Annotated in this window: 11 protein-coding genes and 2 tRNA genes; 4 read left to right on the top strand and 9 right to left on the bottom strand. The window is 66.5% G+C overall.

The window, feature by feature from the left end:
• Window positions 1-121: 121 nt before the first annotated feature.
• Window positions 122-553, bottom strand: a complete 432-nt coding sequence (locus FKV25_RS06780) for a CopL family metal-binding regulatory protein (RefSeq protein WP_141518029.1) — start codon at window positions 551-553, stop codon at window positions 122-124.
• Between the two features lie 432 nt (window positions 554-985).
• Between FKV25_RS06780 and FKV25_RS06785 the strand changes: the two genes are divergently transcribed.
• Window positions 986-2,047 carry a tetratricopeptide repeat protein gene (locus FKV25_RS06785; protein WP_170218571.1) on the top strand — a complete coding sequence of 354 codons (1,062 nt, stop codon included), beginning with the start codon at window positions 986-988 and terminating at the stop codon, window positions 2,045-2,047.
• A 354-nt stretch (window positions 2,048-2,401) separates the two neighbouring features.
• On the opposite strand, the gene FKV25_RS06790 is transcribed toward FKV25_RS06785, so the two are convergent.
• The 4 genes from FKV25_RS06790 to ppsR form a co-directional block, all read right to left on the bottom strand.
• Window positions 2,402-2,477, bottom strand: a tRNA-Glu gene (locus FKV25_RS06790).
• 38 nt (window positions 2,478-2,515) lie between these two features.
• Window positions 2,516-2,591, bottom strand: a tRNA-Ala gene (locus tag FKV25_RS06795).
• Between the two features lie 44 nt (window positions 2,592-2,635).
• Entirely contained in the window at window positions 2,636-3,130 is a 495-nt protein-coding gene (locus FKV25_RS06800) for a DUF1249 domain-containing protein (RefSeq protein ID WP_141518031.1), read from the bottom strand.
• A 114-nt stretch (window positions 3,131-3,244) separates the two neighbouring features.
• The gene (gene ppsR, locus FKV25_RS06805) at window positions 3,245-4,063 is read right to left on the bottom strand and encodes a posphoenolpyruvate synthetase regulatory kinase/phosphorylase PpsR (RefSeq protein WP_141518032.1); all 819 of its coding nucleotides are present in this window, start codon (window positions 4,061-4,063) and stop codon (window positions 3,245-3,247) included.
• A gap of 160 nt (window positions 4,064-4,223) precedes the next feature.
• Here ppsR and ppsA point away from each other — a divergent pair, with 160 nt between their 5' ends.
• Together ppsA and FKV25_RS06815 are read left to right on the top strand one after the other, a co-directional pair.
• Complete coding sequence (ppsA, locus tag FKV25_RS06810; RefSeq protein ID WP_141518033.1) at window positions 4,224-6,605, top strand: phosphoenolpyruvate synthase; 2,382 nt, start codon at window positions 4,224-4,226, stop codon at window positions 6,603-6,605.
• 106 nt (window positions 6,606-6,711) lie between these two features.
• Window positions 6,712-7,617 (top strand): mechanosensitive ion channel family protein, encoded by a 906-nt coding sequence (locus FKV25_RS06815; protein WP_141518034.1) that lies wholly within the window; start codon window positions 6,712-6,714, stop codon window positions 7,615-7,617.
• Window positions 7,618-7,654: 37 nt separating this feature from the next.
• Here the strand turns inward: FKV25_RS06815 and orn are convergent, their stop codons facing one another.
• Entirely contained in the window at window positions 7,655-8,227 is a 573-nt protein-coding gene (orn, locus tag FKV25_RS06820; RefSeq protein WP_141518035.1) for an oligoribonuclease, read from the bottom strand.
• A gap of 60 nt (window positions 8,228-8,287) precedes the next feature.
• On the opposite strand from orn, the gene FKV25_RS06825 reads away from it, so the two are divergent.
• Entirely contained in the window at window positions 8,288-8,767 is a 480-nt protein-coding gene (locus tag FKV25_RS06825) for a DUF2721 domain-containing protein (protein ID WP_141518036.1), read from the top strand.
• Here FKV25_RS06825 and FKV25_RS06830 read toward each other — a convergent pair whose 3' ends face one another.
• The 3 genes from FKV25_RS06830 to fdxA form a co-directional block, all read right to left on the bottom strand.
• A complete protein-coding gene (locus tag FKV25_RS06830) occupies window positions 8,768-9,994 on the bottom strand; it encodes a class I SAM-dependent methyltransferase (protein WP_141518037.1) in 1,227 nt (408 codons plus the stop codon).
• Between the two features lie 195 nt (window positions 9,995-10,189).
• Complete coding sequence (locus FKV25_RS06835; RefSeq protein WP_141518038.1) at window positions 10,190-11,740, bottom strand: arylsulfatase; 1,551 nt, start codon at window positions 11,738-11,740, stop codon at window positions 10,190-10,192.
• Window positions 11,741-12,011: 271 nt separating this feature from the next.
• Window positions 12,012-12,338: a ferredoxin FdxA gene (fdxA, locus tag FKV25_RS06840; protein WP_141518039.1), complete on the bottom strand. Its 327-nt coding sequence runs from the start codon at window positions 12,336-12,338 to the stop codon at window positions 12,012-12,014.
• Window positions 12,339-12,387: the final 49 nt, after the last annotated feature.

Here is a 12,387-nt window from a genome sequence, read left to right on the forward strand (position 1 = left end):
CGTGGGAGCATCGACGGGACCTTCCGCAACGAAAGGTCGGCAGGCTGCCGCTCGACCGGCCAATGCGACGTCAGCCGCAATGGCGATCGAGCCTGGCGCGGCACGAGGGTGCCGTGCGGGCTCAGGCGATCGGCGGTCGGATCAGCTGCGTGCGCAACGGATCGGGCGCACCCTCGCCGGCACGGGCGAGCCGGAGCGGTCCGGGCGCCGGGCGCATCGCCTCGAAGACGCCCGGGGGCAACGCGGAGGCGTGCAACAGGCAGGCGCAGACACAACTGTCGCCGGCGCAGCAGTCGTCGCCGCCGGCATGGCCGGCCTCCGCCGCCGATGTCGGAACGGTGGCGGTCGCGACGGGCGCGGACGCCCCGTCGTCGTGGCAGGGCGCCGATTCGATTGCCGCCATCGCGCCCGACGCGGTCCCCGCATCGACCGCGGTCTCGTGGATACCGCCGTGCACGAACGCCATGCGCACCGACGCCGCAGCGCCACCGGCCCCATTGAGGACCAGCAGCAACGCGACCAGGACACGCAACGCGAACGAACGGAGTGGCATGGGCAAATCGTACGCCAGGACGGGTTAACGGCGCGAATACTGCGCCATGCACGCCGGCCACGGCAACTCTGGAGGGCGCCCGGACTCCGCGCGCCCTGCCCCGTCTAGACGCCAGGCGGGAAAAAACAGAAGCCAGCGAAAAGTGGACTTCTGCTTCGTTATATGGCGCTCCCACCGGGATCCGAGCTCGACCCCCGACTTTTTTCCCGCTCGGAACCCTCGTCCAAATCGAGCCCAAACGATTGAGAAACAGCGGGTTACGACTCAGGCGAAAACCTCTATGAACCGTCAAATCATTCAATTCGCAAACTTCACGTGCACGCCTGGGAAGGTCGGCAGACTTGTTGCGTGGCGAGCCCCGCCCTAAGCTCAGCGCAAACGTCCTTGGGAAGGGCTCCCATGAGAAATTCCTACAGGCCTAGGCGCGGGTCCGTGTCCGGCTTCGCGCGCAAAGGCTACTGCCTGTTTCTGGCCATTTGCATGGTGCTTGGTGCATGCAAGTCGGACCCATCGGCCAAGGAGTCGTGGAAGGAGATCTACGCGCAAGCGGATCGTGCTTACGCGCAAGGGGACTTCGTTGGAAGCGTCGCTTTAGCGGACCGAGCCGCGCAGCGGGCGCGTGAGCAACAGGGCGACACCAGCTTGGCCTTTGCCAAAGCGGCGACCCTGGCTGGCGCAGCGCATTTGGCTCTGGCCCAGTACACCGAAGCCCAGCTCAGTTTCGAGCAGGCGTTGCCGTCCATCGTTTCATCCCCGGGTTCCAGTGCCGAAGACAGATCGACGGCCTACAACAATCTCGCCGAGGCGTATCGCGAACAGGGGCGGTACGACCGCGCCCTGACCCTTTATCAACAGGCGCTGGCTTCGGTGGAAGCGGCCTATGCCGCCGACTCGCGGGAGGTCGCCGACGCCACGGCTGCATTGGCGCTGGCTTATCACAGCCAGGGGGAACTTGACCGCGCGGAGGCCTTGTATCGAAGCGCGCTGGGGATCCTTGATCGCGAAGGCTTCGCCGACAGCGATCTCTCCTCACTGCTCGGCAACATGGCAGACCTCATGTGGAGACTGGATCGACTTGAAGAGGCCGAAAGTATTGCCCTGCGCGCACTGGCGATCGAGACGCGAGAACTTGGCCCCGAGCATCCCAGCGTCGCTGGCTACTTCAATACCCTTGGTGTCATCTACGACCAGGGCAAGCGGTACGACAGGGCACTTGAATCGTATGGGCGCGCTCTCGCGATCCGCCAGGCGGCGCTGGGACCTGACCATCCGTCAGTTGCGACCACCCATAGCAACATCGCCGTGACCTGCGAGGCCCTGAAACGCTATGAACAAGCGGAAGCGCACTTCGTCCAGGCGATCAGCATCTTCGAGTCGATTCCTGCCCGGCAGTCCGACGCGCGAGCAAACAGGCGCGCGCTCGCCGCTATGTATCGAGCGACCAACCGGCCTGCAAAGGCCGAGGCCGTGGAAGCGCCATTGAGCAAATCGTGAACGTCCGTTTGCGATCAAGGCCATGCACCTGCCCCGGCAACATGGGGACGGAACGCCGCGTCTGAGCGGGCGCATCTTCACGGAGCGAGTTGTCACCGCTCGCCTCAACTTGGCGGCAATGAACTTCGCACGAGGATCAAAGGCCTCGCGCGCGCGGAAGCGATCACCTGGCGTCGGGACTCGGGTGGCATCCGGGGGGCGATGCGCGCCCACGCCATGCGCCTCGCTCCTGCAACGACCGCCAGTAGAGGCATCCGGCACTGTGCGTGCAAGAACACCGGCGAAGAATCGAGTCGCCAGCCCCGAATGCAAAAGAAAAAAGCCCTGACGAATCAGGGCTTTATCTTTTTTGTTTGGCGTCCCCACGGGGATTCGAACCCCGGTCGCAACCGTGAAAGGGTTGTGTCCTAGGCCTCTAGACGATGGGGACGAGGTGCTGCTTTAGAGGTACTTCTATTTCCAGGAAAGTGGTGGAGCCAGGCGGGATCGAACCGCCGACCTCTACAATGCCATTGTAGCGCTCTCCCAGCTGAGCTATGGCCCCACGTGCTGGAAAGACGGCTATGTTAGGGGCCGTTTTCGAAGTCGTCAAGCGGTTTTGATGACTTCTTCCGAAACAATTTCCGGCCCCCGCAACGTCGCGATGCCGTGGCCGCGTTCGCCCAGGTATTCGAGCCATTTGCCGAGGAAGGTGTTCATCCGCATGCGATGCCCGATGACCTCGGCCGGCGGCGGATACAGGCCGATCACGTCCTGCCAGCGCCGTCCGATGTAACAGTGCGTGGCCTCGAGCTGGCGGGTGTCGTGGTAGACGCGCAGCCATGCCGAAGGATCGGGCTCGCCGGTCACCGGGTCGGGCATCGCGTAGGTCAGGCGCAGCTCGGTCGTGTAGCGGTGCTGCTCGATCACGTCCAGGCACAGGTCCAGGCCGTCGCCCACCGATGAGCGATGCCGGCCCAGGCCCAGCCGGGCCGGCGCGAACAGGCGCTGGAAGCGCCCGTGGTTCTCGCCATAGAGCCCCATCAGCCAACCGAATCGGTTGAGGCGCGGCAGGCGTTCGGCGGTGGCGGCAAGCATCGGCATGGCTTCGATCCTACACGGGCAACGGCGCCCGCGGCAGCGTTGACCGCGGCCGCCGTCGGGCATACCTTCAGGATTCAGCCCGCTCGAATGGGCACGCCGTCGGACCGCCCCGCCTCAGAACATCTCGCGGCGGATGCCCAGGGTCGAGAGGACCTTGCTGGAGATTTCCTCGATCGAGGTATGGGTGGTGCTCAAGGTGGGAATCCGTTCTGCGCGGAACATCATCTCCGCAGCGGCCACCTCGCGCTTGCAGGTCTCCAGGCGCGCATAGCGCGAATCGGGGCGCCGCTCCTGGCGGATCTGCTGCAGGCGCACCGGGTCGATGGTCAGGCCGAACAGCTTGTTGCGGTACGGGCGCAGGCGCGGCGGCAGGCGGTCGTGCTCCAGGTCCTCCTCGGTCAGCGGATAGTTCGCCGCCCGGATGCCGTAGTGCAGCGCCAGGTAGACGCAGGTCGGCGTCTTGCCGGCCCGCGACACCGCCACCAGGATCAGGTCGGCCTCGGCGTAGTCGATGCTGGCGCCGTCGTCGTGGGTCAACGCGTAATTCATCGCGTTGATGCGCCGGTGATAAGTCTCGAAGTCGACCAGGCCGTGGGCCTGCCCGACCGCGTGGCGGCGGGTCTCGCCGAATTCCTCTTCCAGCGGCGCGATGAACGGGGCGAAGACGTCCAGCAGCAGGCCGCCGCTCTCCTCGAGCACCGCGCTGACCTTGTTGTCGACGCAGGAATTGATGATCACCGGACGCACGCCGTGCATCTCGGCCGCCTTGCGGATGCGCTCGGAGGCTTCACGGGCGCGCTCGACGCTGTCGACGAAGGAGATGCGCTCGCTGACGAAGCGGGTCTCCTGGAACTGGGTCAACAGGGTGTGGCCGATGGTCTCGGCGGTGATGCCGGTGCCGTCGGAAATATAGAAAACCGGTCGCAAACCCATGCCTGGCTCCCCCGGAGAATGCCGTGCCCATACGAAAAAGCCCGCCGGATCAACCTTGTAAGCGCCCGGCGCACAGGCGATCATAGCGGCTTGTCCGCGGGACATGTGCGCCCGCCCCGCCCCAGCCCCGATCGTTGCGCCGTACCAGGAGTCCCCCGTCTTGAAAGAGAACATCCTCTGGCTGCATGAGTTGCGCCTGTCCGACCTCGCCCGCGTAGGCGGCAAGAACTCCTCGCTCGGCGAGATGATCGGCAACCTGGCCAACCTCGGGGTCTCGGTACCGGGCGGCTACGCCACGACCTCGGAAGCATTCAAGTCCTTCATCGACCACAACAACCTGCACCAGCGCATCTTCGACCGCCTCGCCACGCTCGACGTCGAGGACGTGCCGGCGCTGACCGCCGCCGGCGCGGAGATCCGCGGCTGGGTGACGGACGCGCCGCTGCAGCCCGACCTGGACGCGGCGATCCGCGAGGCCTATCGCCGCCTGTGCGACCAGAACGGCGGCGGTGAGGTCGCTGTCGCGGTGCGCTCGTCGGCGACCGCCGAGGACCTGCCCGACGCCTCGTTCGCCGGCCAGCAGGAGACCTTCCTCAACGTGACCGGCGAGGACGACGTCGTCCACAAGGTCAAGGAAGTCTTCGCCAGCCTCTACAACGACCGCGCGATCGCCTACCGCGTCCACCACGGCTTCAAGCACGAGGACGTGTTCCTGTCGGCGGGCGTGCAGCTGATGGTCCGCTCCGACGTCGGCGCCTCCGGCGTGCTGTTCACCCTCGACACCGAGTCGGGCTTCCGCGACGTGGTGTTCATCACCTCCAGCTATGGCCTGGGCGAGATGGTCGTGCAGGGTGCGGTCAACCCCGACGAGTTCTTCGTCTACAAGCGCACCGCCAGCGAGGGTCGCCCGGCGATCCTGCGCCGCGCGATCGGCGCCAAGCAGCTGCGCATGGTCTATTCGGACCAGCCCGGCGAGCGCGTGCGCATCGAAGACACCCCCGCCGAACTGCGCAACCGTTTCTCGATCGACGACGCGGACGTGCACGAACTGGCCAAGCAGGCGATGGTCATCGAGAAGCACTACGGCCGCCCGATGGACATCGAGTGGGCGAAGGATGGCGTCAGCGGCAAGCTGTTCATCGTCCAGGCACGCCCGGAAACAGTGAAGTCGCGCGCCAAGGCGACCCAGATCGAGCGCTTCCAGCTCGGCGAGCGCGGCCCGGTGATCTGCGAGGGCCGCGCGATCGGCCAGAAGATCGGCAGTGGCGTGGCGCGCGTCGTCCGTTCCCTCGACGACATGAACCGCGTGCAGCCGGGCGACGTGCTGGTCGCCGACATGACCGATCCCGACTGGGAGCCGGTGATGAAGCGCTCGGCGGCGATCGTCACCAACCGCGGCGGCCGCACCTGCCACGCCGCGATCATCGCCCGCGAGCTGGGCGTGCCCGCCGTGGTCGGCACCGGCAATGCGCTCGATACCATCCAGGACGGCCAGGTGGTCACCATCAGCTGCGCCGAGGGCGACACCGGCTTCATCTACGACGGCGCCCTGCCCTTCGAACGCCACACCGCCGACCTGGAGCACATGCCGCCGGCGCCGCTCAAGGTGATGATGAACGTCGCCAACCCCGAGCGCGCGTTCGATTTCGCCATGCTGCCCAACGCCGGCGTCGGCCTGGCCCGCCTGGAGATGATCATCGCCAGCCACATCGGCGTGCATCCCAAGGCCCTGCTCGAGTACGACCAGCAGGACGCCGAGACCCGGAAGCGCATCGACGAGCGCACCGCCGGCTACGGCAACCCCGTCGACTTCTACGTCGACCGCCTGGCCGAGGGCATCGCGACGATCACCGCGTCGTTCGCGCCCAACCCGGTGATCGTGCGCCTTTCGGACTTCAAGTCCAACGAGTACGCCAACCTGATCGGCGGCAGCCGCTACGAGCCGCACGAAGAGAACCCGATGATCGGCTACCGCGGGGCCAGCCGTTACGTCGACCCGGCGTTCGCGGAGGCCTTCGCGCTGGAGTGCCGCGCGGTGCTGAAGGTCCGCGAGCAGATGGGCCTGACCAACTGCTGGGTGATGATCCCGTTCGTGCGCACGCTCGACGAGGGCAGGCGCGTGGTCGAGGTGCTCAAGGCCAACGGTCTCGAGCAGGGCAAGGACGGCCTGAAGATCATCATGATGTGCGAGCTTCCCTCGAACGCGCTGATGGCCGAAGAGTTCCTGGAGATCTTCGATGGCTTCTCGATCGGCTCCAACGACCTCACGCAGCTGACCCTGGGCCTGGACCGCGATTCGGGCCTGGTCGCCCATCTGTTCGACGAGCGCGACCCCGCCGTCAAGAAGCTGCTCGCGATGGCGATCGCGACCGCCAAGGCCAAGGGCAAGTACGTCGGCATCTGCGGCCAGGGCCCGAGCGACCACCCCGACCTGGCCCAGTGGCTGATGGAACAGGGCATCGACTCGGTCTCGCTCAACCCCGACACCGTCGTCGATACCTGGCTCAAGCTGGCCAAGGCCAAGGACGCGGCGAAGGGCTGAAGCGGTGGCATGACGTTACGCTAACGTGCCGGTCTATATGCTTGCCGGCACAACCAGAGCCCCGCATCAAGCGGGGCTCTGCATTTGAAGAATCCGGAGATGGCGAATGGATTGGTTCAACGACCTTGAATCGACGCAGGTGACCGCGTTCCTGGTGACCTGGGGGATGAAACTGCTCTGGGCCCTGCTGATCTTCGTGATCGGCATGCGCCTGGTGAAATGGGTGGCCGGCCTGGCCGAAAAGGGGCTTTCGCGCGCCCAGGTCGAGCCGACCGCGGTGATGTTCCTGCGCAAGGTGGCCTACGTGGCGCTGCTGGTGCTGCTGGCGCTCACCTCGTTGAGCATCCTCGGCGTACCGATGACCTCGGCCTTCGCCCTGCTCGGCGCGGCGGGCCTGGCGGTCGGCCTGGCGCTGAAGGATTCGCTGTCGAACATCGCCTCGGGCGTGATGCTGGTGACGCTCAAGCCGTTCAAGGTCGGCGACGTGGTCACGATCAACGGCGAGACCGGCAAGGTCGAGTCGATCAGCATCTTCCAGACCCGGCTGCGCGGTCCGGACAACAACACCATCGTGCTGCCCAACAGCCTGATCACGACCGACTCGATCATCAACCTCACCCCGGACGTCATGCGCCGCGTCGAGATCGTGATCGGCATCGGCTACGGCGACGACATCGACGAGGCGCGCAGGATCGCGCTGGAACTCATGAACGGCGACGAGCGCGTGCTTCCCGAGCCGGCGCCCGACGTGCTCGTCTACGGACTGGGCGACAACAGCGTCAACCTGGGCATCCGCTGCCACGTCGGCAATGCCGACTACTTCGTCACCAAGTGCGAGCTGACGGAGTGGATCAAGAAGGGCTTCGACCAGGCCGGCGTCAGCATCCCCTTCCCGCAACGCGACGTGCACATGTACCACCACCTCGATGGCAAGGTGGTCGAGGGAGCGCCGCTGCCGCCGGGCGTCCAGGAGCGCCTGGCCGCGCCTTCGGACCCGGGCGCCGGCGCTTAGGTCCGCGCCCCGGTTTCACGCGCTACCGCGGCGTCGCTCAGGCGCCGTCGATGCCCGACAGGCGGCCCATGAAACCGCGATAGTGGCGCAGCTCGGCGATGGAGTCGTGGACGTCGCTCAGGGCGGTGTGGCGCGCCTGCTTCTGCACGCCCGACAGCACGCTGGGCGCCCAGCGTCGAGCAAGCTCCTTGATCGTGCTCACGTCCAGGTTGCGGTAGTGGAAGTGGCGCTCGACCGCCGGCATCAGGCGGTGAAGGAACCGCCGGTCCTGGCAGATGGAATTGCCGCACATCGGCGAGGTGCCCGCCGACACCCACTCCTGCAGGAAGGCGAGCGTGCGCGACTCGGCCTCGGCCATGTCCACGCCGCTCTCGACCACGCGCTTCCACAGGCCGGAGCCGCCGTGCTGCCGACGGTTCCAGTCGTCCATCGCCTGGAGACGTGCCTCGCTGTGGCGGATCGCCAGCTCGGGTCCCTCGGCCAGGATCTCCAGGTTCGCATCGGTCACCAGCGTCGCGATCTCGAGGATCGAGTCGGTGTCGGTGTCCAGCCCGGTCATTTCCAGGTCGATCCAGATGAGCCGGTCGCCCTTCCCTGTCTTCGTCGTCATGTCTCGCCGCTGTTGTCGTCTCGGGGCATGATAGCGGCAACCCCGCCATCGCGTACCGCCATGCTCCAGGACGCCGCCGCCCACTACACCATCCTGACCGCGATGCTCGCGCCCGCGTTCTTCCTGACCGCCACCGCGTCGCTGCTGATGTCGGCGAACGCGCGCCTGGCCCGCGTGATCGACCGGGCGCGGACGCTCCTGCAGGAACTGGAGAGCGCATCCGATGACCAGGAGCTGCGCAGGATCGAAAGCCAGATCGCGATCCAGCGCCGGCGCAGCCGGATCACGCTCTATGGCGGCCAGCTCCTGTACATCGCCGTCAGCTGCTTCGTCGGCACCAGCCTGACCGTGGCCGCGGACGCTTTCCTGGGCTATCGCTTCGTGTCCGCGCCCACGGCGCTCGCGGCCCTGGGCGTGACCATGCTGTTGGCTGCGAGCGTGCTGCTCGCCTACGAGTCGACCCTGGCCGTACGCGTGATCAACGACGAAATGGACCACGGCCACGCCCGCGCGACGGCCCGGCGCAACCGGGGGCGCTGATCAGGCGGCGCCTTTCGACGCGTCGATGGCGACCTGGTCATGGCGCCATAGCGCCTCGAAGAAGGCGCGCGGCCCCGCAGGCGCAGGCGAGCCCGCCATGCTGGCGATCTCGCCGATCGTGCGCTGACCGTCGATCGCTTCGAGCATCCGCGCCTCCTCCGGCCCGACTGGAAGGACGATGTCGTGGAAGCGGTGGCTGCGATTGAACAGTACGCCCACTGCGCCCGGCGGCACCTGCTCGCGTTCGCAGGCGGTCGCCGGCAGCCTGATCGGCACGTAACCCATCCAGTCTTCCCCCTGGAAATCGACCGGGTGGCCTGCCTCCTCGTCGTCCCGCCCGAGTACGACGCTATGGGTGGCCATCGCGCCGCGCCAGAGCTCCATCGCGGCGAATTGCGCCTGGGGCGGCAGCGCGCGGACCCGGGCGGCGTGGGACGTCCTTGCCATCGCACCGCAGTGCGGCAGATAGGGCGCCTGGCGGTACCACCGGCGGAATGCAAGGCCGGACGCCGCGATGAGCTCGAACAGCTGCGGCACGCTGTAGGCCCGGTCGCGTGGATTGAGCAAGGCATCGGCCAGCGCATCGCGATCCAGGAAATCGCGCGACTGGCCGAGCACGGCCATCAGCGGGTGCTGCCAGGGCAGCGCCTCGACGACCTCGACCAGTCCGTCGATCTCTTCGGCCGACGTCCCGATGCCCAGCTGGCGGCAGTACGCCTGCAACAGGTAGATGCCCGTGCGGCCATGGGGCGCATAGACCATCAGGTAGAGCGCCCCGCCCGGCTTCAGCACCGACCTCAGCGCGCGCAGGCCAAGCCCGGGGTCGGCGAGATGGTGAAGTACACCCGTGCAGACGATGAGGTCGAACTGGCGGCCGGACTGGCCGACGTCCTCGATCGCGCGCATCTCGGTCTCGAGGTTGTCCAGCGCGTATCGCTGTTTCAGCCGCCGGGTCTCTTCGAGGCTCGTCGCACTGACATCGATCCCGGTGACGCGCGACCCGGGCCAGCAGATCGCATGCCGCGCCGCCTGCGAGGTGCCGCAACCGGCGACGAGGATGTCGAACTCCGCCCGGAAGGGGCGGTCGGGCCAGAACAGGTGGAATTCAGACCTGCTACGGCCGGGGTCTCGCCAGCGCTCGCGCACGCGGTCGAGGTCGGGGACCGGCGGCGGATAAGGATGCGCGTTGTAGAACGCCCGGATCGGATCTGTGGATGCTGGGTCCAAGGGGATACGCCGCGAAGGAGACAGGGCTCATGCCGTGGCAGGCAGGATCGCTGCGGGGCCGCGTCGGCGTCAATGCGGCGGCGCACCGCCGCAGGGCATCGACGCCCTGCGCTGGAGGGCGCCAGGGGGCGAGGAACCGGGCGCCCTGCCCGATCCCCGCCCCGCGTGCCGGAACGCCGCGGCGGGCAGGCCCGGCTAGTTGCTGCTGGCCCCCGGGTTGTCCAGCAACGCCATCGCCTTCTCCAGCGCGACATGCACGCTGAGCGTGTCCGCGCCCTGCCGCGGCGGGTATTCCTTGATGCTCTTCATGTGCGCTTCGATGAAGGGGGTCGCCGCGGTGGGCGCCCAGAGCTTCGACGCCACGAACTTGCGGCCGATGTAACCCCACTCGTGACTTTCCGGGTCCATCTTTTCCAGTGGATCCATCCGCAGGTTGAAGATGTAGGGCACCGAAGGCCAGTACTTCGCGTTCCACCAGATGCCTTCCTTCTTCACGCCGATGTGCATCTTCCAGTTGCCGACGCGCACGGCCGTGAGATCGGTTTCGTCGTAGTAGAACAGGGCACGGCGCGCCGACTCGTCGGTCTTGCCCGTCCACATGTCGAGCTGGTTGAAACCGTCGAGATGGACCTTGTAGGTGATGCCGTTGGCTTCATAGCCTTTCAGCAGCTTTTCCTTGACGTCGGGAAGGCCCGCCGCCGCGGCCAGGGTCACGAAGACATCCTCGTGGCTCTGCAGGCCGTTGGACTTGCTGCCGGCCGGGATGTTGCCCGGCCAGCGGGCCAGCATCGGCACGCGCACGCCGCCTTCCCAGGTGCAGCCCTTCTCGCCGCGGAACGGGGCGTAGCCGCCGTCGGGCCACATCATCAGCTCGTTGCCGTTGTCGGTCGAGTAGATCACGATCGTGTCGTCGGCCAGGCCGTTGTCGTCCAGCCACTTCAGCAGGACGCCGACCTGCTCGTCGTGCTCGAGCATCTTGGCGCGGACCAGGTCCTCTTCGGCACGGCCCTCGGCGACCGCCATCTTCTTGTACTTCTCCTGGGGATGCGACCAGATGTGGATCGCCGTGGTGTTGAACCACATGAAGAAGGGGCCTTCCTTGTTGCGGTCCAGCCAGTCCACCGCCTTCTCCAGCACCTCGCCGTCGAAGGTCTCCATGCGCTTGCGGGTCAGCATGCCGGTGTTCTCGATCTTCTGCTTGCCGCGCCGGCCGAACACGCCGTCTTCGGTGTCGTCGTCCTCGTCGGTCGCCCAGGCGTGCAGGACGCCGCGCGGCGCGTACTTCTTCTTGTACTCGGGGTCCTTCTGGCCCGGATAGTCGAGCTGTTCCGGCTCTTCTTCCGCATTCAGGTGGTACAGGTTGCCGAACCACTCGTCGAAGCCGTGGGCGGTCGGAAGGAACTCATTGCGGTCGCCCAGGTGGTTCTTGCCGAACTGGCTGGTCTTGTAACCGGCGGCCTTGAGCACTTCGGCGAGCGTCGGGTCTTCCTTCTGGATGCCTCGCGGCGACCCCGGGATGCCGATGGTGGTCATGCCGGTGCGAATCGGCAGCTGCCCGGTGATGAAGGCCGCACGGCCTGCCGTGCAACTGGGCTGGCCATAGTGATCGGTGAAGATCATGCCTTCCTTGGCGATTCGATCGATGTTGGGCGTGTCGCCCATCATGCCGTGGGTATAGGCACCCACGTTCCACATGCCGATGTCATCACCCCAGATGACGAGGATGTTGGGCTTCTTGCTTGGCATTTCACGACTCCTGTTGGCGTACGACCTGGGAAACGATGACGTGCGAGAAAGCAGGGGAAGCGGGTGTGCGATGGCGCGAACCCGGCGCGACGCGCTTGTACATCCCTGCGCCAAGCGAGTGGCAGGGAATGGTTCGCGGAGGCCATCGGCGGAGGCCTTGCAGATGACTGCCGCGGCATGCCATCGCAGCTAAATGCGGACTGAATTGATCCCACAAAGCGCGTGACGGACAGGTGATTCGGAGATGTCGCCCAGGTGTCGGCGGGCCGCGTCAGAGCGACCGCCCGAACACGAGCGCGAACTTGCCGGGACGCCCTTCCCACTTGGCCGCATCCGCCGGCGGCTCGCCCTTGCGGGTGATCACGGGGGCATGTGCCGCCTGTTCGGCGGCGAATGCGATCCAGGGTCCCAGCGCGTCCTCGCCGTCGCGCTGGATGGCCTCGACGGGACACTCGGGCTCGCAGACGCCGCAATCGATGCAGGCCTCCGGGTCGATGACCAGCATCGCCTCGAGCTCGTGGAAGCAGTCCACCGGGCAGACCTCCACGCAGTCCATGTACTTGCAGCGGATGCAGTTGTCGGTGACGACGTAGGTCATGGGCGGAAGAAACGCGCGGCATTGATTGTCCGTTGATATTGTCTGACAA

It is taken from the genome of Marilutibacter aestuarii (genome assembly GCF_006546775.1).
Taxonomy (GTDB): domain Bacteria; phylum Pseudomonadota; class Gammaproteobacteria; order Xanthomonadales; family Xanthomonadaceae; genus Marilutibacter; species Marilutibacter aestuarii.

Excerpts from the sequence above, each read along its gene's own strand:
- FKV25_RS06780 (WP_141518029.1), bottom strand. The coding sequence starts at position 553 with ATGCCACTCCGTTCGTTCGCGTTGCGTGTCCTGGTCGCGTTGCTGCTG.
- FKV25_RS06800 (WP_141518031.1), bottom strand. The coding sequence starts at position 3,130 with ATGCCGATGCTTGCCGCCACCGCCGAACGCCTGCCGCGCCTCAACCGA.
- ppsR (WP_141518032.1), bottom strand. The coding sequence starts at position 4,063 with ATGGGTTTGCGACCGGTTTTCTATATTTCCGACGGCACCGGCATCACC.
- FKV25_RS06815 (WP_141518034.1), top strand. The coding sequence starts at position 6,712 with ATGGATTGGTTCAACGACCTTGAATCGACGCAGGTGACCGCGTTCCTG.
- orn (WP_141518035.1), bottom strand. The coding sequence starts at position 8,227 with ATGACGACGAAGACAGGGAAGGGCGACCGGCTCATCTGGATCGACCTG.
- FKV25_RS06825 (WP_141518036.1), top strand. The coding sequence starts at position 8,288 with ATGCTCCAGGACGCCGCCGCCCACTACACCATCCTGACCGCGATGCTC.
- FKV25_RS06835 (WP_141518038.1), bottom strand. The coding sequence starts at position 11,740 with ATGCCAAGCAAGAAGCCCAACATCCTCGTCATCTGGGGTGATGACATC.
- fdxA (WP_141518039.1), bottom strand. The coding sequence starts at position 12,338 with ATGACCTACGTCGTCACCGACAACTGCATCCGCTGCAAGTACATGGAC.